Origin of the sequence: Buttiauxella massiliensis, assembly GCF_902500225.1 — a bacterium.
GTDB lineage: Bacteria > Pseudomonadota > Gammaproteobacteria > Enterobacterales > Enterobacteriaceae > Buttiauxella > Buttiauxella massiliensis.
The window spans coordinates 1-22695 of sequence record NZ_LR722656.1 but is presented as its reverse complement, the minus strand read 5'-3'; the positions used below and the strand labels follow the sequence as shown (position 1 = coordinate 22695).

Here is a 22695-nt window from a genome sequence, read left to right as displayed (position 1 = left end):
CTATTTTGCAGCCGGTCCACTCGCTTTAACGGCGAAATCTGGCAGTTTTGGGAATTCTAGTTTTGTGTTTTTAAGGTTCTGGGTCAGATCAGCACTGACATCCAGTTCCGGTGAAACTGACATCGCTACTTGTGTCGGCAAAATCACGCCAATTTTCTTGTCGTTACGGTAAGCATCGGTCGCACTCTTCAATGCAGCCATAACCACATTACGCGCAGCTTGTTGCTGCCCTTTCCATTGTTGCGTAAGAACATTTCTATCCGCTTTTCGCGCGGCATCAACTTTATTCGCTGGCAGACTGGTGTAATTCTTTTCAGCCAATTGCTGACCCTTGTGCAAACTTTCATTCACAGCTTTGAGGTGATCCTGCTCTTGCTTCAGCAAACCAGAATCTACTAAGACCATTTCTACATTTACAAATTTCATTGACGCTTCTCCTGCTTCTTTTGCATCACAACCTATGAGCATCGTACCCGCAACAAGGACCACCATTACTGCACCCGCCATACGGTGAATTAAATTTCTTTTCATTTAATAACAATCTCGTTGGAAATAAGAATATAAACCCCATGAACTTATATTCAAACCAAATACATTAATACGATCTCATTCATTGAATACATGAGTTAGAATGAATATTTCAAAAAGAATGGCCATAAAAATGGTGGTGAAAGCAAAATAAAACCTCAGAAATATTATTTACATTCAACCAATCATTTTTAAACGCCGCGCCGTTTCATAATGGTCCATCCAGTAACGGTTAGCCAGTGAGGAAATGGTTACTCCCACGCTGCTTGAGGCATGGATAAACTGGTTATTACCGACATACACGCCAACATGGCGGGTGCCAGGAGAAGTTTGAAAAAAGACTAAATCGCCTGGTTTAAGCTTTTCTTTATTGACGTGCTCACCATTTTGAATTTGCTGAGTTGTGGTTCTTGGCAAAGACTTGTGGAAAGAATCACTAAAAATATGCTGCATGAGTGCAGAGCAATCCACCCCTTTATGTGTGGTACCACCAAAACGATAGTGTGTACCTTTCCAATTGTAAAATTCAGCCAATATAGCGGACCTGATATTATTAGAAGTTGTTTTTCTATCATCCTTTATAAGTGAGGCATGCTTAGAAAACACATCTTTATTAGAAAGATTTTTAACCCCTAACGATGCAAATTCCTTTGGCATATTAAAAGCAAAGGAATTTGCACTAATAACTAAAGGGATAATTAAAAGTGAAGCGGTAATAATTTTTTTAAACAAATACATGCGTCATATCTTTTTTGAAGGCAAATATTGTATTACTGAATCTTCAGCAACGTGGCGAACAACTCCTTTTGGGTGAGCAAATAATAAACAGTGCTGAGTGTTAATCCAGCAGATAATCAGTCCATTTTTAGATTTGGCTTTTTTTAGTTTAAAAAACAGCCTGATATCAAATCAGCCTAATTGGCAAAATGCACTATACATTCTCAAGACAGACTTCCGGTCTCTGAAGATGCGGCCATACCAAAGCAACCAATGCAGGGTAAGCATCATGACTGAACTCATCAAAGCACTGGCGTAAATTCAGTACCTCAACATCAGCAAAAGGTACCATCTCCCCCTCGGAACAGCGTTTTCTGAGATTATCGTAATAGCGGTAGATGGCAGAGTGTAAATCACTACACCGTCGCTGAGCGTTAAAGAGTGTCAGGTCGGCGCTAAGTTCGTCGATATGCATCCGTTTGATAGTGGCATGGTTGAAATCTACATATTCATGGCTCACTCGCCAGTAATAATCAGGTGTTATTTTTGACATTAACTTAGCAAAATAATCTTCACGCTCATCAATTTCAGATAAATTTAATTTAGGGACGCTACCGGGCGTTAATTTAACTTTGGGATACGAAATCTCACGCATCAGCACCAGTACTACGCACAACAATAACAGTATTAATACAATTGAATAAAAAACGCTTTGCACGGGAACTCCTGTTTTTTTTATAGTAATTTTGAGGCAACATATAGTCAACATGACTTCTATTAAACATAAACTTTATTCTATTGATATAAAAGGACATCTCTAATGCTGCCCAACAACCTGGTGCCAGTGACCTTTCCTGTCTCTCAGGCTGATATTGCCGGTTCAGAAGAACATAGCGCTCTAACGCTAAATCCTCAGGATAATCTTTTAGTTCTGGAGAAAACGATTCTGAGCGCTCCTCATTATGCTGGGCAAGCGAAAAATACATTGCTTGAAGAGAACGACCGGCATTTAAAAGATCGTTTGTTTTATGCAGTGAAAATTGAAGCGATAGTGACAGTATTAAATGAACTCATAGAGCAAGAAAAAATCAACTCAACCGATCTGCAAATGCTAATAGAAGATAAAAAATTGCAGATAAGTCACCATTCACAGCAAATCTGGGTCAATCAGTTAACTCAGGAAAAAAGCTGGCCTCTGTTTTATTCTCTGGATGAGTAATGCCAATGTCAGAATTGCAATTTCCCCCTGTTCAAACGGCCGCACCATCTGACGATACCGCGTCTGACAATACGCTATTACGCGATAATATTGCCGCGTTGGTACAGATTAAAAATGAAAATATTGCTCGCATCGCGCAAGGTCAGATCAATATCACTGCGGCATTGGTTGAACAAAAATGGCATAACCGCCATCAAATTTACCCATATCGTGTGAAAAATGAGATTTACGGCTCAGTTCTCAGCGAGATCATCAGCCACCACCCCAGGCTTAAAACCGAAGTTCTGGCTCGACTAGAAGCGGTGTATCAGAAGTTGAGAGATGAAGAAACACAAACACTCTCACGTACCCGTGCATTGCTGGAAAACAGCTACAAAACTCCGCACTTATAAGATTTCTGGAGCGCCTGCGAAAAACAAGCGCTCTTATTTTACGACATAAATACGCTTACGAACCGGTTATCAGGCCAGACGAAATACTGAGATTGCCTGCTGCAAATCATCAGCTTGTTGCTGTTGTTGGCGCGCAGCCTGTACGGTTTGCGCAGTATGTTCCACGTTATACCTCACGCTTTCATCGATACTGGCGATGCTCTCATTCATTTGCGTAATGCTGATACTTTGCTGTCCACTCATATCAGAAAGCTCTTCCACCAACTCTGCCAACGCATTGATGGAACCAATCACTTCACGCATGGTTTGCCCAGCGTTCTCCACTTGTACCGAGCCAGTCCGAGTACACTCTACCGATACGCTTATCAACTGACGTATGTCTTTAGCCGCATTTTCGCAACGTAACGCCAGTGTGCGTACTTCAGAAGCCACCACCGCGAATCCTCGACCATGAGCACCTGCCCGGGCGGCTTCAACGGACGCGTTTAGCGACAGAATATTAGTCTGAAAGGCAATGCCATCGATGAGTTCGAGAATATTGCTGATGTGGTCAGACTCTTCGCGGATTTGATCCATAGTGTGTGTGGCAGCATCAATACTGACTCCACCTTTGCTGGCGAGATTACTTGCCTGAGTGGCAAGCATTCTGGCACTTTGCGCTTTGTCACTAGTAGCGACTGCGGAGGAGCTGAGTTGTTCCATGGCACTGGCTGCAACGGCCAGTGCGGCGGCCTGCTCGTCAGTACGTTTAGACAGTGCGGCATTACGTTGGATAATACTTTCCGAAGCTGTGAGTACTGATGCCACACCAGCGCGCACCTGGCTTAGCGTGTCTCTCATCGTGGTAAGCGTAGTATTAAAGGTTTGAGCAAACGGCGTGCGGCTTTCTCTTTCACTACGCGTAAGGGTCAGGCAACCCGGCTGGCGGTTAATCTGCGCCGCCAACTGCGCGACTTCGCTGGCGGAACGGGCATCGTCTGCCATTCGCAATGCCATATAAATCAGGATTGCCGTTTGCGCCACCACAAAAATGGCATGGAATACCACCATATGAATGCCGGGATGCATAAAGCAAGTGATACCAAATAAGTCATTAGCTTGCAGCCAGGCAAATAATACATGGTGAAGTGCTGCAACCATCGCCCCTATTAATAATGGTCGATAATCGCGATAAGCTAATAATGCTGATAGCAATACAAAAACCGAAAAGTGATATTCAGTTTCACCGTCACCTAATTGAATGAGCAATGCGGCAAAACCGATTAATGTGAACGCATAATACAAGCGGGTAAATAGCTTACCGGGTAGTAATACTTTGATAATACTGGAACTCAACGCAAGTAAACTGCCCACTACCAGCGCCACCGGGAGCGCATCATAAGCCCACCCCACCGCCAGCGAAATAACAAACATTCCCCACACGACCCAAAACATTAAAACATCAGCATGCAGATAAATGCTTCTCAGAGACACCTCGTCGGGCTGTTTATTGCCGGTATGCAAAACAGTCATCGTTGCCATATTATTATCCACGCATTTGTCATTATGTATTTTCATGACGGAATAATCCCGCATATACCCAAAATAATTCTAATTGCAGCCAACACCCCTGCGGCTCGAAGTATGACGGATATAGAAATAGCATAGATAAACATTGTTTTATCGCGAATAAGTTTCACACGTTATCAATAATACGTTCGTGTGATTTTAAAATTTGAATTAAGTCAGACGGGAATGCGGACAAAAGAAAAACGGCCCGTTAGTTGAGCTAACGGGCCGTTGTAAGAGCATGCAAAACTTATTTGGCGGCAGTGACTTCTTGTCCCACCAACCCGATCTTCAAATACCCTGCCTGATGCAGCGTATCCATCACGTTCATCATGGTTTCGTAATCAACCGTTTTGTCTGCGCGGAAGAAAATCGTGGTGTCTTTCTTGCCTTCCGTCGCAGCCATCAGAGCATTGATCATGTTCTCTTTGGTCACTTCGTCATTGCCAATAAACATTGTGCGATCGGCTTTGACAGACAGATAGACCGGTTTTTCCGGACGCGGTTGCGGCTGGCTTGAAGATGCAGGAAGGTTAACCTTCACATCCACTGTCGCAAGCGGTGCGGCCACCATGAAGATAATCAGCAGTACCAACATGACATCGATAAACGGCGTCACGTTGATGTCATGCATTTCGCCGTTATCATCGTGGTTTTCGTTAAAACTCATTGCCATGGGATCAACCTACACGCAGTTTCTGAGCGGTACGTACTGGGCGAGACTGAGAGCTAGCCGCTAAATCCAGATCACGACTTTGCAGCAGCAGAACCTGAGCAGCAACGTCACCCAGAGACGCTTTATAGCCGCCAATTACACGGGCAAAGACGTTATAGATAACAACCGCAGGAATCGCTGCAACCAGGCCAATAGCCGTTGCCAGCAACGCTTCTGCGATACCAGGTGCAACCACCGCCAGGTTAGTGGTCTGCGACTGAGCAATCCCAATGAAGCTGTTCATGATGCCCCAGACCGTACCAAACAGGCCGACGAATGGAGAGATCGCACCGATGGTCGCAAGGAAGCCGTTACCGCGTCCCATGTGGCGACCCGCTGCCGCAACACGGCGCTCAAGGCGGAAACCGGTACGCTCTTTAATGCCTTCGTTATCTTCGCTGCCTGCGGAAAGCTCCAGTTCGTTCTGTGCTTCGTTGATAAGCATAGTGCTGAGGCTTTTCGAATCAAACGTTTCGGCCATTTCACTGGCTTCATCCAGAGAGCGGGCATTAGCCAGTTGCTGCTGTTCACGCTTAAGACGGCGCTTCTGCGATGACAGCTCAACACTTTTGCTAAAGAAGATTGCCCAAGTGACGACAGAGGCCATAATCAGGCCGATCATCACAATCTTTACCACGATGTCGGCATGTTGATACATGCCCCAGACAGAGAGGTCTGTCTGCATCAAATTATTCGTCACTCTTACTCTCCACCACGAAACAATACAAAAACTGGTCGTAATAATATCAAAACGGCATCGAATTGATAGTAGTTCTCATTAGTATTTAAAGAGTGCCTTAAATTGTCTATGCATTCCTTGCGCTTACGCAGCAAAAAGATGATAAGTTAGATTTAGACATCCAGATGGTTAAACAGGGTAAAGTGAACATGACTGCGAAGAAGCACATTGAAACGGCGCTGGTTAATGCCGGGCGCGATAAAAAATTCACCCAGGGTTCGGTTAACAGCGTCATTCAACGCGCTTCCTCGTTGGTTTTTGAAACTGTTGAAGCCAAAAAGCAGGCGACGGCTAACCGCGCGAAAGGCGAACTTTTTTATGGTCGCCGCGGCACCCTGACCCACTTCTCTTTACAAGAAGCAATGTGCGAGCTCGAAGGTGGTGCGGGTTGTGCGCTTTACCCTTGTGGCGCCGCAGCCGTTGCCAATGCGATTCTGGCGTTCGTCGAGCAAGGTGACAATGTCCTGATGACCGGCTCCGCTTACGAGCCCAGCCAAGACTTCTGCACAAAAATCCTCGCCAAACTCGGCGTGAGCACCACCTGGTTTGACCCAATGATTGGCGCAGGCATCGCAGAACTTGTGCAACCCAATACTAAAGTCGTATTTCTGGAATCGCCTGGCTCTATCACAATGGAAGTACATGACGTTCCAGCCATTGTTAAGGCGGTGCGCAGCATCGCCCCAGATGCCATCATCATGATTGATAACACTTGGGCGGCAGGTATTCTCTTTAAGGCGCTGGATTTCGGTATCGATATTTCGATTCAGGCCGGCACCAAATACCTGATTGGCCACTCGGATGCGATGGTTGGCACAGCTGTATCAAATGCTCGTTGCTGGGATCAGCTGCGTGAGAACTCTTATTTGATGGGGCAAATGTTGGATGCCGATACCGCTTATATGACTAGCAGAGGCCTACGCACTCTTGGTGTGCGCCTGCGTCAACATCATGAAAGTAGTTTGAAAATTGCCGAATGGCTGGCACAGCATCCGCAGGTTGAACGTGTTAATCACCCTGCACTGCCCGGTAGCAAAGGGCATGAATTCTGGAAACGAGACTTTACAGGTAGCAGCGGCTTGTTTTCATTCGTGCTGAAGGATCGCTTAAATAACGAGCAATATCAGCACTACCTGGATAATTTCCACTATTTTAGTATGGCCTATTCCTGGGGCGGCTATGAATCGCTTATCCTAGCCAACCAACCGGAAGAACTCGCAGAGATACGCCCGGCTGGCGGGGTAGACTTCAGCGGGACGCTAGTACGCATTCACATTGGCCTGGAAAATGTTGACGATCTCATCGCCGATCTTGAAGCAGGTTTCCAACGGATCGCCTAAAATTGCCAGAAGTGGACGCCCATAAGGACAGTTTTTGCTATCACATAATGATTTGTTGAGCCCGCGATCAAGATGTCGCAGGCTTTTTAGCGTTACACTAGGTTCCTAAAACTAAGGTGTGCCTAATCTAACTACTGTAGATTCAGGCCTGCTCAATAAAGCGGTTCCACAGGATTTGCCATGGCTGTTATACACAATATCGTTCAAGCGCTTTGGCAACATGACTTTGCTGCACTCGCGGACCCTCATGTTGTTGGAGTGGTTTATTGCGTCATGTTTGCGACGCTGTTTCTCGAAAATGGATTGCTGCCCGCCTCGTTTTTGCCAGGCGACAGTCTGCTATTACTCGCAGGAGCGTTAGTGGCAAAAGGAGTTATGAATTTTGTCCCGACAATCGTTATTTTAACCGCGGCAGCAAGCCTCGGTTGCTGGTTGAGCTATGTGCAAGGCCGCTGGCTTGGCAATACTCGGGTGGTGAAAAGCTGGCTGAAACAACTTCCACCGCAATATCACGAGCGAGCGACGGTGATGTTTGACCGACACGGTTTATTCGCTTTGTTAGCTGGCCGTTTTTTGGCGTTTGTGCGCACACTGCTGCCAACCATGGCGGGCATTTCTGGCCTTAGCAATCGCCGCTTCCAGGTATTTAACTGGCTAAGTGGGTTGTTGTGGGTTAGTAGCGTCACCAGCCTGGGTTATGCCCTGAGCATGATTCCATTTGTGAAACGCCACGAAGATCAGGTGATGACCTGCCTGATGATTCTGCCGATGGTTCTGCTGGTCGCAGGTCTGGTAGGCACACTATTTGTGGTTATCAAAAAAAGATTTAACCCCGCATAAAAATTACAGAGTGGGTAATGCGAAATTATCCACTCTGTAAGCTTCAGCTTAAATGACTCGCATACGAGCGGCATCTTCACCCGGAGTTACCCCAAAGTAGCGTTTAAACTCGCGACTAAACTGCGAAGCGCTTTCATATCCCACACGAATAGCCGCAGCGCTAGCTTTCACCCCATCATGCAAAATCAACATTCGCGCTTTATGCAGGCGGTAGCTTTTGAGGTATTGCAGCGGCGAAGTACTGGTCACCGACTTAAAGTTATGGTGAAACGCAGAGACGCTCATATTCGCTTCAGCTGCTAGTTGGTCCACTGAGAGGTTCTCGGTGTACTGCGTTTCAATACGACGCAACACACGGCTAATCAGGCTGAAATGCGTCTGCCGGCTGACCAATGCCAGCAGCGCCCCGCCACAAGGCCCAATTAAAATGTGGTAGAGAATCTCGCGAATGATCTGTTTTCCCAGAATTCGCGCATCAAGCGGGTGTTCGAGCACGTCCAGCAAACGCTCGGCGGCACACAGGATCTCTTCGGAAATCTCGGCTGAGTTAATCCCTGTTGAGTTGTTATGCGGATGCGATAAATCATCCTCGCCAATATCCATAAGCAAATCCTGAAGCTGCAAGATATCGATATTAATTCGCAAGCCCGCCAGTGGCATTTCAGGTGAGGCAAAGGTTTCACATTCAAAAGGCAGTGGCACCGTTAATAGCAGATATTCATTAGCATCGTAGCGAAACACACGATCGTTCAAATAACCCGTTTTTTGCCCTGAAAAGAGAATAATGATTCCCGGCTCATACATTACTGGCGTGCGAGCATAGGGTTTAGTGCCATACAATAAAGTGACATTTGGTAATGAAGAAAGACCACTATTTTCTTTTTGTATCAAATAATTAATCTTGTTTGTTAATTGCTGGCAAATCTCTTCCCGCTTCATTTCCTTCCACTCCACAAGGCTTTTATGACGTGATAAGTCTGCGACTAATTTATATTTTTCTCCAGAGGTAAGTAGAAATAGGCAAGACAAAGGCAGGAATAAGCATTGAGAGATAGCCACCCGAAGCCGACAATAGTTACCATCAAATTCGATAAGTATTGTCTCTAACGATCCAAACCACAGGAATCAAATAATGAACAACTTCAACCTACATACCCCAACTCGCATCCTGTTTGGTAAAGGCGCTATTTCCGAATTGCGCGCACAAATTCCTGCTGATGCCCGTGTTCTGATTACCTACGGCGGCGGCAGCGTAAAGAAAAATGGCGTACTGGACCAGGTTTACGCCGAGCTTAACGGGCTGGATGTACTGGAGTTCGGCGGCATTGAGCCTAACCCGACTTACGAAACGCTGATGAAAGCGGTCGAAATCGTTCGCCAGCAGAAAGTCACTTTCCTATTAGCAGTCGGTGGCGGTTCTGTGCTGGATGGCACTAAATTCATCGCCGCAGCAGCCAACTACCCGGCTGATATCGACCCATGGAACATCCTGCTGACACACGGCAACGATGTTAAGAGCGCAATCCCGATGGGCTCTGTTCTGACGCTACCTGCGACCGGTTCTGAATCCAACAAAGGTGCCGTAGTTTCTCGTCGTGAAACAGGCGACAAACAAGCGTTTATGTCTGAACACGTGCAGCCTGTCTTCGCGGTACTTGACCCGGTTTACACCTACACTTTGCCACCGCGCCAGGTCGCAAATGGCGTAGTCGATGCCTTTGTTCACACCGTTGAGCAGTACATCACTTACCCTGTGAACGCCAAAGTGCAGGACCGTTTTGCCGAGGGCATTCTGTTAACGCTGGTTGAAGACGGCCCAATTGCACTGAAAGAGCCAGAAAACTATGACGTGCGTGCCAACGTAATGTGGGCGGCGACCATGGCATTAAACGGCCTGATCGGTGCTGGCGTACCGCAGGACTGGGCAACTCACATGCTGGGTCATGAACTGACTGCGATGCACGGCCTGGATCACGCGCAGACTCTGGCGGTGGTTCTGCCATCTTTGTTGAATGAAAAACGTAACGAGAAACGCGGCAAACTGCTGCAATACGCTGAGCGCGTGTGGAATATCACTGAAGGTTCTGAAGAAGAACGTATTGATGCGGCAATTGCAGCAACACGTAATTTCTTCGAGCAAATGGGTGCCCCAACTCGCCTGTCTGCCTATGGTCTGGATGGCAGCAGCATCCCGGCTTTACTGGTGAAACTGGAAGAAAAAGGCATGACTAAATTGGGTGAGCGCCAGGACATTACTCTGGACGTGAGCCGTCGTATTTACGAAGCAGCACGCTAAGTAATTTAGCCATTTGGTTCTCGTTTTTGAGTATTTGGTCCAGACTTAAACGCAATTGTTACACCGGAAGCCCCTTCCGGTGTATCGCTTATTAAGGAGGAATACATGGCAAATCCAACAGTAATCAAGCTTCAGGATGGAAATGTAATGCCACAATTGGGGCTCGGTGTCTGGCAAGCCAGCAACGATCAAGTCCTGATTGCCATCGATAAAGCGCTGGAAGTCGGCTATCGCTCCATTGATACCGCTGCGGCGTACAAGAACGAAGACGGCGTGGGCAATGCGCTAAAACAGGCTGGAATTCCGCGCGACGAACTGTTTATCACCACCAAACTGTGGAATGACGATCAGCAAAGGACACGTCAGGCGCTGGAAGACAGCCTTGAAAAGCTCCGGCTCGATTACGTCGATCTGTATTTGATACACTGGCCGGTGCCAAGCAAAGATCACTATGTTGAAGCCTGGAAAGGTATGATTGAGCTACAAAAACAGGGGCTGGTCAAAAGCATTGGCGTCTGTAATTTCCAGCTTAACCATCTCCAGCGTCTGATTGATGAAACGGGCGTCTCGCCGGTTATCAACCAGATTGAACTCCATCCATTACTGCAACAACGCCAGCTCCATGCCTGGAATGCGACACACAAAATTCAGACCGAATCCTGGAGTCCACTGGCTCAGGGCGGAGAAGGTGTGTTTGATAAGAAAATCATCCGCGACCTGGCCGATAAATACGGCAAAACCCCGGCACAGATTGTCATTCGCTGGCATCTGGATAGCGGGCTGGTTGTGATCCCGAAATCGGTGACCCCATCGCGTATTGCTGAGAACTTTGACGTGTTTGATTTCCGTCTTGATAAAGACGAGTTAAGCGAGATTGCGAAGTTGGATAGTCATAAGCGTCTGGGGCCAGACCCTGATGTGTTTGGCTCGTAAAACTGTTCATAGTGTCGGATGGCGCTTACGCTTATCCGACCTACGAATGATATTGTAGCTGTAGAGCGGATGTCGTTCGCGGCATCCGCTCTACTGTTTTACAACAATCGTTAAGCCGGGCGCTTCCTGCTTGTAGGCTTCGATACAACTTTAGGTGCAGGTCTTGCACCTGTAGCCGCTTTAGCACCAGCTGTAGGTTTAGCGCCAGCATTAGGTTTCGCGCCAGCAACTGGTTTCCCACCAACAGCAGGCTTAGTGTCGCCAGGTGTACGACGCTGATGTGTCATTGGCGTGTGTTTCGTCAATGCTGGACGCGCACCACGGTTATAGCGACGCGCTTCACGCATCTCTTCAATCGTTGGCGAAGGCACCAGGCACTCACGACGGCCACCAATCAGGTGCTTTTTACCCATCGCTTCCAGCGCTTCACGAATCAGCGGCCAGTTGGCAGGATCATGGTAACGCAGCAGCGCTTTGTGCAAGCGGCGCTGACGATCGCCTTTCGGCACCACCACATCTTCACTCTTATAGCCAATCTTACCCAGCGGGTTTTTGCCGGTGTAATACATGGTGGTCGAGTTCGCCAGCGGTGACGGATAGAAGTTCTGCACCTGATCCAAACGGAAGCGGTTCTTCTTCAGCCACAGCGCCAGATTCACCATGTCTTCATCACGCGTACCAGGGTGTGCTGAGATAAAGTAAGGAATCAGGTACTGCTCTTTACCAGCCTGCTTAGAGTAAGTATCAAACAGCTCTTTAAAGCGCTGATAACTACCCATACCCGGCTTCATCATCTTAGATAACGGCCCTTCTTCGGTATGTTCCGGAGCAATCTTCAGATAACCACCAACGTGATGCGTCGCCAGCTCTTTGATATAACGTGGATCTTCCACGGCGATATCGTAACGAACACCGGAGGCGATCAGGATCTTCTTAACACCTTTAATCTCACGGGCGCGGCGATACAAGTTGATCGTCGGCTCATGGTTGGTGTCCATGTGCGGGCAAATGTCCGGATACACGCAAGACAAGCGGCGGCAAGTCTGTTCCGCACGCGGTGACTTACAGCGCAGCATATACATGTTAGCGGTTGGGCCACCGAGATCCGAAACCACGCCGGTAAAGCCTGGAACGGTATCGCGCATCGCTTCAATTTCGCTGATGATTGAATCTTCGGAACGGCTCTGAATGATGCGACCTTCGTGTTCGGTAATAGAACAGAATGAACAGCCACCGAAGCAACCACGCATGATGTTCACCGAGAAGCGGATCATCTCATAAGCAGGGATACGCGCCTTGCCATAGGCAGGATGCGGAACGCGCTTGTAAGGCAGTGCGAACACGCTGTCCATCTCTTCAGTGGAAAGCGGGATGGCTGGCGGGTTAATCCAGATATAACGGTCACCGTGTTTTTGCATCAATGCACGAGCACAACCTGGGTTGGTTTCATGGTGCAAAATACGTGAAGCATGCGCATACAGCACTTTGTCATTTTTGACTTTTTCAAAGGATGGCAACAACACGTAGGTCTTTTCCCACGGCTTCATTGGCGCAGGCTTAACCACAATAGCCTGAGCTTCGTTAATTGGCTTATCCGGCTTACCGGTTTCTGCACACGGCAAATCTTCCCCGTAAGGGTGTGGAATCGGGTCAATACGGCCAGGCATATCCAGACGCGTAGAATCCACACCAGACCAGCCCGGCATCGCTTCTTTACGCATCATGGCGGTGTTACGCACATCGCAGATTTGGTCGATTTTCTCGCCCATTGCCAGGCGGTGAGCCACTTCTACCAGCGGGCGCTCGCCGTTGCCAAAAATAAGCATGTCAGCTTTAGCATCCACCAGAATCGAACGACGAACGGTATCAGACCAGTAATCGTAGTGCGCGGTACGGCGCAGACTCGCTTCGATGCCGCCGAGGATCACAGGCACATCGCGCCAGGCTTCTTTACAACGCTGGGTATAAGCAAGTGATGCACGATCCGGGCGTTTACCCGCCACGTTATCTGGGGTGTACGCATCGTCATGACGCAGCTTACGATCCGCGGTATAGCGGTTGATCATTGAGTCCATGTTGCCAGCGGTCACACCGAAGAACAGATTCGGTTTGCCAAGACGCATGAAGTCTTCTTTAGTATTCCAGTCTGGTTGGGCAATGATACCCACGCGGAAGCCCTGGGCTTCCAGCATACGGCCACAGATCGCCATACCAAAACTTGGATGGTCAACGTAGGCATCTCCGGTAACCAGAATGATGTCACAGCTATCCCAACCTAACTCGTCCATTTCCTTGCGTGACATGGGTAAAAATGGTGCCGGGCCGAAACAGGCTGCCCAGTATTGTGGCCACGAAAAGAGTTCGCGATCGGGCTGGATCAAGCTAATAGAGCTCATAATGCTTCCGAAAAATGAATAAAAAATGATTTAAAAATAACCAAAGCCGGCGATTATACGCTGGTATGGGGTCAAAAATGAAGTGTTATTGCCGTGTTAAAATCTAAGGTCCTTTCACTGATGGAAAGGACCTAAAATGGTTTATGGCGCAGGCTGCACCAGCAATTGACCGATAGAACCACGGTCTGCCATTTCAAGCGTCTGACTTGTATAGAGGAATGGGAAATGCTCCCAGGAAGGCTGGCCAAAATAGACCAATAACTCAACCTGCCCATCGACCCAAACTGTATCTTTCCAACCGCGGTCTTCACCAAATGGTGCTGCACCATTGACGTTTTTAATCAGGAAACTCACACCTTCAATATGGAAGGATTGTGGCATATCGGAACGCACGGTCCAGCGCTCCCAGGTGCCTTGCTGAGTCTGAATATCAATGCGTTTCATATCCCATAGCTGACCGTTAATACCGGGATCTTCGCCGAGAGTAATTTCACGGCTACGCGCCGGGTTGCCATTGATAATCTCATCCGGCAGCAAGCGCATTGGTAATGTATCAGTCACTAACGGCAGCAGACCGGTGGCACGTAATGTCAGAACCAACGTGGAAATAAGAATGCTCGATGGCTCAAAGAAACCACGGATTCTGTCCATGATACCGGCCGCTTCACCGCAGGTTATCGACACTTCTTTGCCATCACTCATATCCACCAGAATTTCACGGCGTTCGCCCGGAGCCAGTGAGAGTTGCTTTACGGAAACCGGTGCAGGCAGGAAACCCTGGTCGCTGGAAATAACATGCATCGCACGGCCATCGCTCATTTGCAGTAAATAGCGGCGCGAGTTAGAAGCGTTCAGCAAACGCAAACGCACCCAACCGCGAGAGACCTCAACATATGGCCCCTGCACACCATTTACCAGCAGTGTGTCGCCCACAAATCCACCATTGCCCGGCTCTTCATATTCAGGCGCGCCAAAGTTATCGAGGCGCTTATCTTGAATAATGACCGGGAAGTCATCGACACCATAGTGGTTAGGAATCGGCAGATTTTTGCTGACTTCATCTTCGATAAGCCACATGCCCGCCAGGCCATTGTAAACCTGCTTTGCCGTGCGGTTAGGCGTGTTGGCGTGATACCACAATGTTGCGGCCTGCTGGCGAATCGGCAGCACGGGCGCCCAATCAACATTGGGCTGCATCAGACGTGCGGCGCCACCCATTAACGGGCCTGGAACTTGCAAACCAGCAATCGTCATAGCGATATTTTCTTGTAGGCGATTGCTGTAAATCATCTTCACGTCATCGCCGCTCCATACACGGATGGTCGGCCCCAGATAACGTCCGTTCAGACCCCAGACCGGCGCCTTAGCACCACCGGTAAATGACCAGTGCGCACGCTGTAGCGTCAGGAACAATGGTTGCCCACGGCGGGATTCTAATAAAGGTGGTACGGGTAAAGGTTGCTGCAGCCCTGCTGCGTTTGCCCTCAGCGGCACCGAGCCTGCACAAAGTGCGACTCCTGATGCCTGTATAAACTGACGCCGACTGAGTGACATATTAACTCCATGTGAAACTTAACAACGTAGGGCGGCACAAATACCCGTCATACTTCAAGTTGTGGGGGGAATTGGCTGCACTCACTTACCCCCGACCCACAACTCGAATTATTTTGGGTATACCACCAAAATAAAAGCGATCAGCTCGCCTGCTTTTTCTCAACTCGACCGGAGGCTTCACGCTCCGCGACTTCTTTATCTAATTCGGCGATTTTTTCTCTCATGATATCGCGGCAATGAGTAGCGAGTTTACGCGCCTGATCTTTGCCATAATCACTGATATCAATTGGCTCCATCATTTCGACAATAACCAAACCGTTATTCCAACGGTTTAGCTTAATTTTATTGCTGGTATTGGAAACACACACCGGAATAATTGGGACGCCCGCAGCAATTGCTGCATGGAATGCGCCGGTTTTGAACGGCAGCAGGCCTCGACCGCGACTACGCGTGCCTTCAGGGAACATCCAGACCGAAATTTTACGTTTCTGAATCTGCGCCACCACCTGGGAAATGGTACTCAGGGCTTTGGCGCGATTGTCACGGTCAATCAGCATATTTCCGGTCAGCCAGTAGATTTGGCCAAAAAAGGGAATCCACAGCAGGCTTTTTTTCCCGACGGTCACTGTCGGCGGCTGCACAATACTCGCTGCTGTCACCATGTCGAAATTATTCTGGTGGTTACAGATATAAATCGCCGTCGGGTGATTTTCATGACCTTCCGGTAAACGGGTTTCGACTTTCAAACCGAACACCGGTGCCATACGCCCAAACAGATGGCCAAAAGTTGCAACGTGGCGTGGGTTACGTGGGCTGAACAGGCAATAAATACAGCCAAAAATGCTCACCAGGATGCAATAAATTATAACGATAATAAAACGTACGATGGATAGCATAACAACCTCAAAAGCCAAAAGCGCTGACAAGTATACCCTAAATAATTCGCGATGCAGGAAAGCACCAGACTGTAAGTATGGGGGTAGTCAGGGCACTGCAACTTGAATGATGACGGGTGTACGACTTGCTTAAGCGTGAAATATACCAATCTAGCGGCCTTTCAGCCGCCATTTTTTGATTACTCTTCGCTATCACCTGCACTTGCGCGAAGCGGAGAATCAACTTCAACACGATCAATGCGTTGTAGCCCACGCATCAATGTGCCGCGACGGCCACGCTCACCAGTGATTTTTTGAAGCTCTTCCGGACGAAGTTTAATTTTGCGCTTGCCGACGTGCAAAGTAACGGTGCTTTGCGGCGGCAATACAAATAGATGAACCAGTTTGTCTTCGCCTTTTGCCGCTTCCGCCGAAGGAATCGAAATGATTTTATTCCCTTTACCTTTGGAAAGCTGCGGCAAATCACCGACCGGGAACATCAGCATACGGCCTGCGGCGGTAATCGCCAGCAGCATGTCGTCCACACTTGAAATTTCCATTGGCGGCATGACTTTCGCATTTTCCGGCAATGAGATCAGCGTTTTACCCGCACGGTTGCGTGCCACTAAATCGTTAAAGGTGCAGACAAAACCGTAGCCCGCGTCAGACGCCATCAACAGTTTCTGGTCGTCCGGTGCCATTAATACGTGCTCAACGACTGCACCTGGCGGCGGCGTCAGTTTACCGGTCAACGGTTCACCCTGGCCGCGCGCCGAAGGCAACGTTATCGGGTCAAGCGCGTAGCTTCGCCCGGTGGAGTCGATAAACGCCACCGGCTGGTTGCTCTTGCCTTTGGCAGAACCGAGATAGCTGTCGCCCGCTTTGTAGTTTAGCCCTTGCGCGTCGATATCATGGCCTTTGGCGCTACGCACCCAGCCCATTTGCGACAACACAATGGTTACAGGCTCAGACGGAGTCATGTCGTGCTCGCTCATGGCTTTCGCTTCGCCACGTTCACGCAGTGGTGAACGGCGGTCATCGCCATAAGCATCAGAATCTGCCTGCAATTCTTTCTTCAGCAAGGTATTCATTTTGCGTTCAGACGCCAGAATCCCCTGCAATTGGTCACGCTCTTTTTCCAGATCGGCTTGTTCGCCGCGAATCTTCACTTCTTCAAGTTTTGCCAGGTGGCGTAATTTCAGCTCGAGGATAGATTCAGCCTGGGTTTCGCTTAACTCAAAGCGCGACATCAACACCGGCTTCGGCTCATCCTCAGTACGAATGATGTGGATCACTTCGTCAATATTGAGGAATGCCACCAGCAAACCTTCGAGGATATGCAGGCGTTTGAGAACTTTTTCGAGACGGTAGCTAAGGCGACGGCGCACCGTTTCGCGACGGTAAACCAGCCATTCGGTCAAAATTTCCAGCAGGTTTTTCACCGATGGACGGTTATCCAGGCCGATCATATTGAGGTTAATGCGATAGCTTTTCTCAAGATCGGTGGTGGCAAACAGGTGATTCATCACCTGCTCGACGTCGATACGGTTAGAACGGGGAACAATCACCAGACGCGTTGGGTTTTCGTGGTTCGACTCATCGCGCAAGTCTTCAACCATTGGCAGCTTTTTAGCGCGCATTTGGTTGGCAATTTGCTCAAGTACGCGCGCACCGGAAACCTGATGTGGTAACGCGGTGATCACCACATCGCCATCTTCTTTTTTCCACACGGCACGCATACGCACAGAACCACGGCCGTTCTGGTAAATTTTGCGTATCTCTTCACGCGGGGTGATGATTTCGGCTTCTGTCGGGTAATCCGGGCCCTGAACAATATCCAGCAGCTCATCGAGCGTAGTTTTCGGCTGGTCAATCAGAGTGATTGCCGCTTTCGCTACTTCACGTAAGTTATGCGGAGGAATATCGGTTGCCATACCAACGGCAATACCGGTGGTGCCGTTAAGCAGGATATTCGGCAGACGCGCAGGTAGCATTTTCGGCTCCTGCATGGTGCCGTCAAAGTTCGGCACATAGTCAACCGTCCCCTGACCTAATTCACCCAGCAGGACTTCAGCATATTTCGACAGGCGCGATTCGGTATAACGCATCGCGGCGAAGGATTTCGGATCATCTGGCGCACCCCAGTTTCCCTGGCCATCAACCAGTGGGTAGCGATAGGAGAATGGCTGCGCCATCAATACCATGGCTTCATAGCAAGCGCTGTCGCCGTGCGGATGGTATTTACCCAGCACGTCACCGACGGTACGGGCAGATTTTTTGAATTTAGCGCTATTGCTTAATCCCAACTCCGACATCGCATAGACGATACGACGCTGTACGGGCTTTAAACCATCGCCAATGAACGGCAGGGCGCGGTCCATAATGACGTACATGGAATAGTTGAGATAAGCATTTTCCGTGAATTCGTGCAGCGCAAGGCGTTCTGCACCATCATGAGTTAAATCACTCATTAATTATTCATCCTCAAACTGACGAGCCGAGTGTGGCCACATACCCTAAATAATTCGAGTTGCAGAAAGGCGGCAAACTCAGGAATCCCCAAGAGCTTACTTAAGTAAGTGACTGGGGTGACTGAGTGCAGCCAACGCATCTGCAGCTTGAAGTATGACGGGTATAAACGGCGTAATTGCCGCCGATAGTACCTTATCTGGCAGTCGTAGTCACAGAGGAGTGCGTATCTTTAAGAGAAGTGAGGGAGGAAGAAATGAGCCGCAAATTGCGGCTCATTCGGGGCATTATTTTACTTTGGTAATTTGCTTCACGTCGATTTCAACAGAGTTCCAGTCCTTATCGACTTCACCTTGAATCTCAACGGTATCTTGCGGAGTGATAGTCTGGCCATTCCAACGCTTATGGTCGATATCGACATTAATGGTGCCAGATGTATCACGGAAGATGTAATGGTCACCGCCGATGCGGGATTCAATTTTACCGCGCATAGTGACCCAGGTATCGTCAGACAGTGACTTGGCCTGTGTCGCCGTGGTGTTGCTGCCACTTGGGCCTACAAAACCGCCTGCGGTTTGAGTTTGTGTGGTGGCAGGCGCTGCGTTCGGATCGGAGAACCCGCCCTGATTTGCAGCCAGTGCAGGTGCTGCTGTAATAGCGAGAATAGTCATAATAGCGGCTATTTTTTTCATTTTAATTTTCCTTTTATGAATGATTTCATGAGTGCTATTTAACGTGATAGATCTTAACGCGATCTTAATTCTCCCATCAAAAATCGCTTTTTTTAGTAAATTGCGCACCATGCCGAAGCATCGTATTTTTCCCCTGTACACACCCTCGCAAAAGTTATTAACTTCCCGCAAATGGGCAGTAAGGGAAACACCATGCGCATATTACTAATTGAAGACGATAAGCTCATTGGCGACGGACTCAAAGCCGGGCTGACAAAAATGGGTTTTACCGTCGACTGGTTTACAGATGGCCTTCAAAGTCAGTCAGCTCTGAGTTTAGCCCCCTACGACGCAGTGGTGCTGGATTTAAGTCTGCCGGGAATCGACGGACTGGATATCTTAAAATACTGGCGTCGTAATGGCCGAACTGAACCTGTGTTAATTCTAACCGCGCGCGATGCCCTGGAACAACGAGTTGAGGGATTACAACTTGGTGCCGATGACTATTTGTGTAAACCCTTTGCGTTAATAGAAGTTGCCACCCGCTTACAGGTTTTAATCCGCCGTAACCATGGGCAGGCTCAATCTACCCTTTGCCATGCTGGTGTCGAACTTGATCCGATTAAATTAACCGTTACCCGCGACGGTGAACCACTGCAACTAAAACCCAAAGAGTTTGCCTTGCTGGAACTGTTTATGCGTAACACAGGACGAGTATTACCGCGCACGCTCATTGAAGAGAAACTTTATAGCTGGGAGAACGATGTTTCCCGAAATGCGCTGGAAGTACATATCCACCATTTACGCCGCAAACTCGGCAGTGGGTTTATTCGCACGGTACACGGCATCGGTTATACGTTAGGTGAAGAATGATAAAAAAAGTGACTCAGAGTTTACGCGCAAGACTCATTGCCGGGTTTATTTTGCTCACGCTGGTTGCCTGGGTCGGCGCAGGTGTTGCTGCCTGGCAGCAAACCAGCAAAACCCTCAATAAACTCTTTGATACCCAACAAGTGCTGTTTGCCAAACGCCTGAGCGCGTTAGAGCTTGATGGCGTGCAAAACGATACACAATTGCCTCGTACCAAAAAGATGATTTCGCATCATCGAGGCAAACAAGATGATGACACCCTCGCCTTCGCCATTTATACCGCCAACGGGCAGTTGCTGCTAAACGACGGCGACAACGGCAGGTATCTCAGCTATCGCTACCAGCGTGACGGATTTGTTGATGGCAAACTGGCGGGCGATGACGATATGTGGCGCATGGTCTGGGTGACAACACCCGACGGAAAATACCGCATCGTAGTAGGTCAGGAGTGGGAATACCGCGAAGACCTGGCACGGGACATCGTTTTATCTCAGCTCACCCCATGGCTTATCGCCTCGCCGATGATCTTACTGTTGTTGGTATGGCTGGTCAGCCGGGCACTCTCCCCGCTTCACAAACTGGCACTGCAATTACGTAGCCGCAAACCAGACGATGCCAGTGAGCTGCCAACGCAAACCCTGCCACAAGAAGTACGCCCTTTGGTGATTGCGCTTAATCAGCTATTTACCCGCACCGGGGAGTTTATGCAGCGCGAACGGCGCTTTACCTCTGATGCCGCACATGAGCTACGCAGCCCACTCGCCGCATTAAAGGTACAGGCCGAAGTGGCACAGCTTGCACAAAATGATGAACCGATGCGCGATCACGCACTGAATAACCTGAGCGTAGGCATCGATCGCTCGACTCGTCTGGTCGATCAACTGCTGACTTTATCGCGGCTGGATTCTTTAGCGGGTCTGGATGATGTCCAGGACGTGCCTTTCCAGCCACTACTGCAAAATGCGGTGATGGATGCTTATCACGAGGCGCAGCGTGAAGGCATTGATATTCGCCTTGATGTGCAAGACCCGAACGTGAAACGCCAGGGTCAGCCGCTACTACTTAGTTTGATGGTCAGAAACGTGCTGGACAATGCCGTGCGTTACAGCCCACGCGGCAGCGTAGTCAATGTCGTTCTGCAGAGCCACGAAATTACGATGACCGACAACGGCCCGGGCGTCAGCCCTGAATATCTTACCTCACTGGGTGAACGCTTCTTCCGTCCACCCGGGCAGGAAAAAACCGGCAGCGGCCTCGGGTTATCTATCGTCAGGCGAATCGCTGCATTACACGGTATGCAGGCGATCTTCGTAAACGCCCCCAGCGGTGGATTTCAGGTACAAATACGCTGGTAAAAACGGATTCAGCTCTCTGATTATTGCGTTTTTAGCAAAAGTCTTTGCCTATTTATGGCATTTAACTGTGACAGCCATCACGGTAGACTCCGCGCCAGACGCAATTATTCGAGGACTAACTATGAGCAACATTCTGATTATTAATGGTGCGAAAAAATTCGCCCATTCTAACGGCCAACTTAACGACACCCTGACCGACGTCGCGGAAAGCTTTTTGCGCGACCTCGGGCATGATGTTCAGGTCACACGTACCGACAGCGAGTACGACATTAAAGAAGAAGTCGCGAAATATATGTGGGCCGATACCGTGATTTACCAGATGCCAGGTTGGTGGATGGGAGCACCGTGGACCATGAAGAAATACATTGATGATGTATTTACTGAAGGTCATGGCTCACTGTATGCAAGCGATGGTCGTACCCGCTCTGATGCAGAGAAAAAATATGGTTCCGGCGGCCTGATCCAGGGCAAAACTTACATGCTGTCACTGACCTGGAACGCCCCGCTGCAAGCATTTGAAGACAAAGAACAGTTCTTCCATGGCGTTGGTGTGGATGGTGTTTACCTGCCATTCCATAAAGCTAACCAGTTCCTTGGAATGGAAGGCCTGCCGACATTTATCGCCAACGACGTGATGAAAGCGCCTGATGTACCGCGTTTTATCACAGAATACCGCGAGCATCTGGGCCGAGTTTTTGCTTAACTGTCTTATGTCGACAACAAGGAGTTGAACATGATTACAGTAATAGCTGAAATTCGTACCCGCCCTGGTGTTCACCATCGCCAGGCTGTACTGGACGCGTTTGCAAAAATTATTCCTACCGTGCTCGAAGAGGAAGGCTGCTTTGGTTATGCGCCACTCATCGACCATAACGCACAAGTCGCGTTCCAGACTACTGCACCAGATTCTGTGTTTATGCTGGAAAAATGGGAGAGCGTGGCTCACCTGGAAGCTCATCTGCAAACACAACACATGAAAAATCACAGCGTCACTGTTAAAGACGACGTTCTGGACGTTCATATCCATATTCTGGAAGACGCAATTAAGTAATTGGGTTTACCGAATGATTAGAGGGAGCGGTGTTTACACCGGCTCCCTTTTTTATTTTCTTGACCCGTCCTAAATAGCGTTGACACATTTAACTCGTACTATGAGGAAAATGTGATGAACCAGTACGTTAAACGCACGCAACGCGATTACCCTCTATCCTTTAAATTGGCCGTTGTCGAACAAGTCG

At 48.8% G+C, this 22695-nt stretch carries 22 protein-coding genes; 10 read left to right on the top strand and 12 right to left on the bottom strand.

Features of this window, described 5'->3' with window-relative positions:
- The 3 genes from GC128_RS14480 to GC128_RS14470 all read right to left on the bottom strand — a co-directional run bounded on the left by GC128_RS14480 (position 1) and on the right by GC128_RS14470 (position 1963).
- Complete coding sequence (locus GC128_RS14480) at positions 1 to 531, bottom strand: OmpH family outer membrane protein (RefSeq protein ID WP_151994916.1); 531 nt, start codon at positions 529 to 531, stop codon at positions 1 to 3.
- Between the two features lie 174 nt (positions 532 to 705).
- Positions 706 to 1266 carry a C40 family peptidase gene (locus GC128_RS14475; RefSeq protein WP_151994915.1) on the bottom strand — a complete coding sequence of 187 codons (561 nt, stop codon included), beginning with the start codon at positions 1264 to 1266 and terminating at the stop codon, positions 706 to 708.
- Positions 1267 to 1459: 193 nt separating this feature from the next.
- Complete coding sequence (locus tag GC128_RS14470) at positions 1460 to 1963, bottom strand: ESA_00282 family adhesion-associated protein (RefSeq protein WP_151994914.1); 504 nt, start codon at positions 1961 to 1963, stop codon at positions 1460 to 1462.
- Positions 1964 to 2089: 126 nt separating this feature from the next.
- On the opposite strand from GC128_RS14470, the gene GC128_RS14465 reads away from it, so the two are divergent.
- On the top strand, positions 2090 to 2464 hold the full coding sequence (locus GC128_RS14465; RefSeq protein WP_226812133.1) for a hypothetical protein: 375 nt from the start codon (positions 2090 to 2092) through the stop codon (positions 2462 to 2464).
- Positions 2464 to 2856 (top strand): cytoplasmic protein, encoded by a 393-nt coding sequence (locus GC128_RS14460; RefSeq protein WP_151994912.1) that lies wholly within the window; start codon positions 2464 to 2466, stop codon positions 2854 to 2856. Before GC128_RS14465 ends, GC128_RS14460 begins: the two co-directional genes overlap by 1 nt.
- Before the next feature lie 69 nt (positions 2857 to 2925).
- Here the strand turns inward: GC128_RS14460 and GC128_RS14455 are convergent, their stop codons facing one another.
- The 3 genes from GC128_RS14455 to exbB all read right to left on the bottom strand — a co-directional run bounded on the left by GC128_RS14455 (position 2926) and on the right by exbB (position 5819).
- Complete coding sequence (locus GC128_RS14455) at positions 2926 to 4377, bottom strand: methyl-accepting chemotaxis protein (RefSeq protein ID WP_151994911.1); 1452 nt, start codon at positions 4375 to 4377, stop codon at positions 2926 to 2928.
- 277 nt (positions 4378 to 4654) lie between these two features.
- Positions 4655 to 5080, bottom strand: a complete 426-nt coding sequence (gene exbD / locus GC128_RS14450; RefSeq protein WP_151994910.1) for a TonB system transport protein ExbD — start codon at positions 5078 to 5080, stop codon at positions 4655 to 4657.
- Positions 5081 to 5084: 4 nt separating this feature from the next.
- Positions 5085 to 5819, bottom strand: a complete 735-nt coding sequence (gene exbB, locus GC128_RS14445) for a tol-pal system-associated acyl-CoA thioesterase (RefSeq protein ID WP_151994909.1) — start codon at positions 5817 to 5819, stop codon at positions 5085 to 5087.
- Between the two features lie 188 nt (positions 5820 to 6007).
- Between exbB and metC the strand changes: the two genes are divergently transcribed.
- On the top strand, positions 6008 to 7198 hold the full coding sequence (gene metC, locus GC128_RS14440; protein ID WP_151994908.1) for a cystathionine beta-lyase: 1191 nt from the start codon (positions 6008 to 6010) through the stop codon (positions 7196 to 7198).
- 180 nt (positions 7199 to 7378) lie between these two features.
- Complete coding sequence (locus tag GC128_RS14435) at positions 7379 to 8038, top strand: DedA family protein (RefSeq protein ID WP_151994907.1); 660 nt, start codon at positions 7379 to 7381, stop codon at positions 8036 to 8038.
- Between the two features lie 48 nt (positions 8039 to 8086).
- Here GC128_RS14435 and GC128_RS14430 read toward each other — a convergent pair whose 3' ends face one another.
- Positions 8087 to 8977 carry an AraC family transcriptional regulator gene (locus tag GC128_RS14430; RefSeq protein WP_151994906.1) on the bottom strand — a complete coding sequence of 297 codons (891 nt, stop codon included), beginning with the start codon at positions 8975 to 8977 and terminating at the stop codon, positions 8087 to 8089.
- Positions 8978 to 9170: 193 nt separating this feature from the next.
- Between GC128_RS14430 and yqhD the strand changes: the two genes are divergently transcribed.
- Both yqhD and dkgA read left to right on the top strand, forming a co-directional pair.
- The gene (gene yqhD, locus GC128_RS14425; RefSeq protein ID WP_151994905.1) at positions 9171 to 10334 is read left to right on the top strand and encodes an alcohol dehydrogenase; all 1164 of its coding nucleotides are present in this window, start codon (positions 9171 to 9173) and stop codon (positions 10332 to 10334) included.
- A 105-nt stretch (positions 10335 to 10439) separates the two neighbouring features.
- Entirely contained in the window at positions 10440 to 11267 is an 828-nt protein-coding gene (gene dkgA / locus GC128_RS14420; protein ID WP_151994904.1) for a 2,5-didehydrogluconate reductase DkgA, read from the top strand.
- Between the two features lie 110 nt (positions 11268 to 11377).
- Here dkgA and GC128_RS14415 read toward each other — a convergent pair whose 3' ends face one another.
- The 5 genes from GC128_RS14415 to GC128_RS14395 all read right to left on the bottom strand — a co-directional run bounded on the left by GC128_RS14415 (position 11378) and on the right by GC128_RS14395 (position 19253).
- Positions 11378 to 13663, bottom strand: a complete 2286-nt coding sequence (locus GC128_RS14415) for a YgiQ family radical SAM protein (protein WP_151994903.1) — start codon at positions 13661 to 13663, stop codon at positions 11378 to 11380.
- A 141-nt stretch (positions 13664 to 13804) separates the two neighbouring features.
- Positions 13805 to 15217 (bottom strand): cell division protein FtsP, encoded by a 1413-nt coding sequence (ftsP, locus tag GC128_RS14410; RefSeq protein WP_151994902.1) that lies wholly within the window; start codon positions 15215 to 15217, stop codon positions 13805 to 13807.
- Between the two features lie 140 nt (positions 15218 to 15357).
- The gene (locus tag GC128_RS14405) at positions 15358 to 16113 is read right to left on the bottom strand and encodes a 1-acylglycerol-3-phosphate O-acyltransferase (protein WP_151994901.1); all 756 of its coding nucleotides are present in this window, start codon (positions 16111 to 16113) and stop codon (positions 15358 to 15360) included.
- A 179-nt stretch (positions 16114 to 16292) separates the two neighbouring features.
- On the bottom strand, positions 16293 to 18563 hold the full coding sequence (gene parC / locus GC128_RS14400) for a DNA topoisomerase IV subunit A (protein ID WP_151994900.1): 2271 nt from the start codon (positions 18561 to 18563) through the stop codon (positions 16293 to 16295).
- 285 nt (positions 18564 to 18848) lie between these two features.
- Positions 18849 to 19253, bottom strand: coding sequence for a YgiW/YdeI family stress tolerance OB fold protein (locus tag GC128_RS14395; RefSeq protein ID WP_151994899.1), 405 nt, complete (start codon positions 19251 to 19253; stop codon positions 18849 to 18851).
- 192 nt (positions 19254 to 19445) lie between these two features.
- Here GC128_RS14395 and qseB point away from each other — a divergent pair, with 192 nt between their 5' ends.
- The 4 genes from qseB to GC128_RS14375 all read left to right on the top strand — a co-directional run bounded on the left by qseB (position 19446) and on the right by GC128_RS14375 (position 22508).
- Entirely contained in the window at positions 19446 to 20105 is a 660-nt protein-coding gene (gene qseB, locus GC128_RS14390; protein ID WP_151994898.1) for a quorum sensing response regulator transcription factor QseB, read from the top strand.
- Positions 20102 to 21457, top strand: a complete 1356-nt coding sequence (qseC, locus tag GC128_RS14385) for a quorum sensing histidine kinase QseC (protein ID WP_193216264.1) — start codon at positions 20102 to 20104, stop codon at positions 21455 to 21457. Before qseB ends, qseC begins: the two co-directional genes overlap by 4 nt.
- Positions 21458 to 21578: 121 nt before the next feature.
- Positions 21579 to 22160, top strand: coding sequence for an NAD(P)H-dependent oxidoreductase (locus GC128_RS14380; protein WP_151994897.1), 582 nt, complete (start codon positions 21579 to 21581; stop codon positions 22158 to 22160).
- A gap of 30 nt (positions 22161 to 22190) precedes the next feature.
- On the top strand, positions 22191 to 22508 hold the full coding sequence (locus GC128_RS14375) for a putative quinol monooxygenase (protein WP_151994896.1): 318 nt from the start codon (positions 22191 to 22193) through the stop codon (positions 22506 to 22508).
- Positions 22509 to 22695 lie beyond the last annotated feature (187 nt).

Coding starts and splice junctions, on each gene's coding strand:
- GC128_RS14395 (WP_151994899.1), bottom strand. CDS start 19,253: ATGAAAAAAATAGCCGCTATTATGACTATTCTCGCTATTACAGCAGCA.
- GC128_RS14415 (WP_151994903.1), bottom strand. CDS start 13,663: ATGAGCTCTATTAGCTTGATCCAGCCCGATCGCGAACTCTTTTCGTGG.
- ftsP (WP_151994902.1), bottom strand. CDS start 15,217: ATGTCACTCAGTCGGCGTCAGTTTATACAGGCATCAGGAGTCGCACTT.
- yqhD (WP_151994905.1), top strand. CDS start 9,171: ATGAACAACTTCAACCTACATACCCCAACTCGCATCCTGTTTGGTAAA.
- GC128_RS14380 (WP_151994897.1), top strand. CDS start 21,579: ATGAGCAACATTCTGATTATTAATGGTGCGAAAAAATTCGCCCATTCT.
- metC (WP_151994908.1), top strand. CDS start 6,008: ATGACTGCGAAGAAGCACATTGAAACGGCGCTGGTTAATGCCGGGCGC.
- qseB (WP_151994898.1), top strand. CDS start 19,446: ATGCGCATATTACTAATTGAAGACGATAAGCTCATTGGCGACGGACTC.
- qseC (WP_193216264.1), top strand. CDS start 20,102: ATGATAAAAAAAGTGACTCAGAGTTTACGCGCAAGACTCATTGCCGGG.
- GC128_RS14375 (WP_151994896.1), top strand. CDS start 22,191: ATGATTACAGTAATAGCTGAAATTCGTACCCGCCCTGGTGTTCACCAT.
- exbD (WP_151994910.1), bottom strand. CDS start 5,080: ATGGCAATGAGTTTTAACGAAAACCACGATGATAACGGCGAAATGCAT.
- GC128_RS14480 (WP_151994916.1), bottom strand. CDS start 531: ATGAAAAGAAATTTAATTCACCGTATGGCGGGTGCAGTAATGGTGGTC.
- GC128_RS14475 (WP_151994915.1), bottom strand. CDS start 1,266: ATGTATTTGTTTAAAAAAATTATTACCGCTTCACTTTTAATTATCCCT.
- dkgA (WP_151994904.1), top strand. CDS start 10,440: ATGGCAAATCCAACAGTAATCAAGCTTCAGGATGGAAATGTAATGCCA.
- GC128_RS14435 (WP_151994907.1), top strand. CDS start 7,379: ATGGCTGTTATACACAATATCGTTCAAGCGCTTTGGCAACATGACTTT.
- GC128_RS14455 (WP_151994911.1), bottom strand. CDS start 4,377: ATGGCAACGATGACTGTTTTGCATACCGGCAATAAACAGCCCGACGAG.
- GC128_RS14405 (WP_151994901.1), bottom strand. CDS start 16,113: ATGCTATCCATCGTACGTTTTATTATCGTTATAATTTATTGCATCCTG.
- GC128_RS14460 (WP_151994912.1), top strand. CDS start 2,464: ATGCCAATGTCAGAATTGCAATTTCCCCCTGTTCAAACGGCCGCACCA.
- GC128_RS14430 (WP_151994906.1), bottom strand. CDS start 8,977: ATGAAGCGGGAAGAGATTTGCCAGCAATTAACAAACAAGATTAATTAT.
- parC (WP_151994900.1), bottom strand. CDS start 18,563: ATGAGTGATTTAACTCATGATGGTGCAGAACGCCTTGCGCTGCACGAA.